Consider the following 2,737-nt stretch of genomic DNA (forward strand, 5'->3'; position numbering starts at 1 on the left):
TACAAGACCGTGTCTCGAGCGATCGACCAATGTTGTCATTGGTGGTGTGGACTCTCAAGCGTGAGGTAAGAGCATTTGGTGGATGCCTTGGCATGTACAGGCGATGAAGGACGTGGCACGCTGCGATAAGCGTGGGGGAGCTGTGAGCAAGCTTTGATCCCGCGATTTCCGAATGGGGAAACCCACCTATCCCGATTATCTCGCCCGTGAGCAATCACGGGCTGGGTAATTGGGCAAAGGTATTGCGAGACTGAATACATAGGTTTCGTGAAGCGAACCCGGAGAACTGAAACATCTCAGTACCCGGAGGAAAAGACATCAACCGAGATTCCGTTAGTAGTGGCGAGCGAACGCGGACCAGGCCAGTGCCTGGTGTTTAATTAGCAGAACATTCTGGAAAGTTTGGCCATAGCGGGTGACAGCCCCGTATGCGAAAATGAAACATCAGGACTCGAGTAGGGCGGGACACGTGAAATCCTGTCTGAACATGGGGGGACCACCCTCCAAGCCTAAATACTCGTACATGACCGATAGCGAACAAGTACCGTGAGGGAAAGGTGAAAAGCACCCCGATGAGGGGAGTGAAACAGTACCTGAAACCGAATGCTTACAATCAGTTGGAGGGTCCTTGAGGCCTGACAGCGTACCTCTTGTATAATGGGTCAGTGACTTAATCTATCAAGCAAGCTTAAGCCGTTAGGTGTAGGCGCAGCGAAAGCGAGTCTGAATAGGGCGACTGAGTTTGATGGATTAGACCCGAAACCCGGCGATCTAGGCATGACCAGGCTGAAGGTGCGGTAACACGCACTGGAGGGCCGAACCGTTCAATGTTGAAAAATTGTCGGATGAGTTGTGTTTAGGGGTGAAAGGCCAATCAAGCCGGGAAATAGCTGGTTCTCCGCGAAAACTATTTAGGTAGTGCGTCGGATGTTTACCTGTGGGGGTAGAGCACTGGATGGGCTAGGGGGTCGCGAGATCTACCAAACCTAACCAAACTCCGAATACCACAGAGTTAGTCCGGCAGACAGACGGCGGGTGCTAAGGTCCGTCGTCAAAAGGGAAACAGCCCTAACCTACAGCTAAGGTCCCCAAATCGTATCTAAGTGGGAAAGCATGTGGGATTTCCAAAACAACCAGGAGGTTGGCTTAGAAGCAGCCATCCTTTAAAGAAAGCGTAACAGCTCACTGGTCTAAATAAGAGATCCTGCGGCGAAAATGTAACGGGGCTCAAGATACGTACCGAAGCTTAGGGTTTGGATCTTTTGATCCAAGCGGTAGCGGAGCGTTCCGTAGGCCGATGAAGCGGGAGGGTAACCGACCGTGGAGGTATCGGAAGTGCGAATGCTGACATGAGTAGCGATAAAGAGGGTGAGATGCCCTCTCGCCGAAATCCCAAGGGTTCCTGCTTAAAGCTAATCTGAGCAGGGTAAGCCGGCCCCTAAGACGAGCCCGAAGGGGGTAGTCGATGGGAACCACGTTAATATTCGTGGGCCTGGAGGTGTGTGACGGATGGCGTAAGTTGTCAGGCCTTATTGGATTGGTCTGGCTTCGAAGTTGTCCCAGGAAATAGCCCCTCCGTATAGACCGTACCCTAAACCGACACAGGTGGGATGGTAGAGTATACCAAGGCGCTTGAGAGAAGTGTACTGAAGGAACTCGGCAAATTACCTCCGTAACTTCGGGAGAAGGAGGCCCTACATGCGGGCAACCGTGTGTAGGGGGCACAAGCCAGGGGGTAGCGACTGTTTAGCAAAAACACAGGGCTCTGCTAAGTCGGCTTCAAGACGACGTATAGGGCCTGACGCCTGCCCGGTGCTGGAAGGTTAAGAGGAGGAGTGCAAGCTCTGAATTGAAGCCCCAGTAAACGGCGGCCGTAACTATAACGGTCCTAAGGTAGCGAAATTCCTTGTCGGGTAAGTTCCGACCTGCACGAATGGCGTAACGACTTCCCCACTGTCTCCAGTACATGCTCAGCGAAATTGAATTCTCCGTGAAGATGCGGAGTACCCGCGGTTAGACGGAAAGACCCCGTGCACCTTTACTGCAGCTTCAGAGTGGCATTAGGAAAGAACTGTGTAGCATAGGTGGGAGGCTTTGAAGCGACGGCGCCAGCTGTCGTGGAGCCATAGGTGAAATACCACCCTGTTGTTTTCTGATGTCTAACCTCGCACCGTTATCCGGTGCAGGGACCCTCTGTGGCGGGTAGTTTGACTGGGGCGGTCGCCTCCTAAAGAGTAACGGAGGCGCGCGATGGTGAGCTCAGGACGGTTGGAAACCGTCTGTTAGAGTGCAATGGCATAAGCTCGCCTGACTGCGAGACTGACGAGTCGAGCAGAGACGAAAGTCGGTCATAGTGATCCGGTGGTCCCTCGTGGAAGGGCCATCGCTCAACGGATAAAAGGTACGCCGGGGATAACAGGCTGATGATTCCCAAGAGCTCATATCGACGGAATCGTTTGGCACCTCGATGTCGGCTCATCACATCCTGGGGCTGGAGCAGGTCCCAAGGGTTTGGCTGTTCGCCAATTAAAGTGGTACGTGAGCTGGGTTCAGAACGTCGCGAGACAGTTTGGTCCCTATCTGCCGTGGGCGTCGATAATTGAGAGGAGTTGACCCTAGTACGAGAGGACCGGGTTGAACATACCTCTGGTGTACCTGTCATTCCGCCAGGAGTGCAGCAGGGTAGCTATGTATGGACGGGATAACCGCTGAAAGCATCTAAGCGGGAAGCCTCCCT

General features: G+C 53.4%; 1 rRNA gene. It reads left to right on the forward strand.

Annotation, left to right across the window (positions count from 1 at the left end):
• Nucleotides 1-55: 55 nt before the first annotated feature.
• Nucleotides 56-2,737, forward strand: a 23S ribosomal RNA gene (locus LAY41_RS31935); the annotation flags it as partial.

It is taken from the genome of Argonema galeatum A003/A1, from assembly GCF_023333595.1.
GTDB classification, from domain to species: domain Bacteria; phylum Cyanobacteriota; class Cyanobacteriia; order Cyanobacteriales; family Aerosakkonemataceae; genus Argonema; species Argonema galeatum.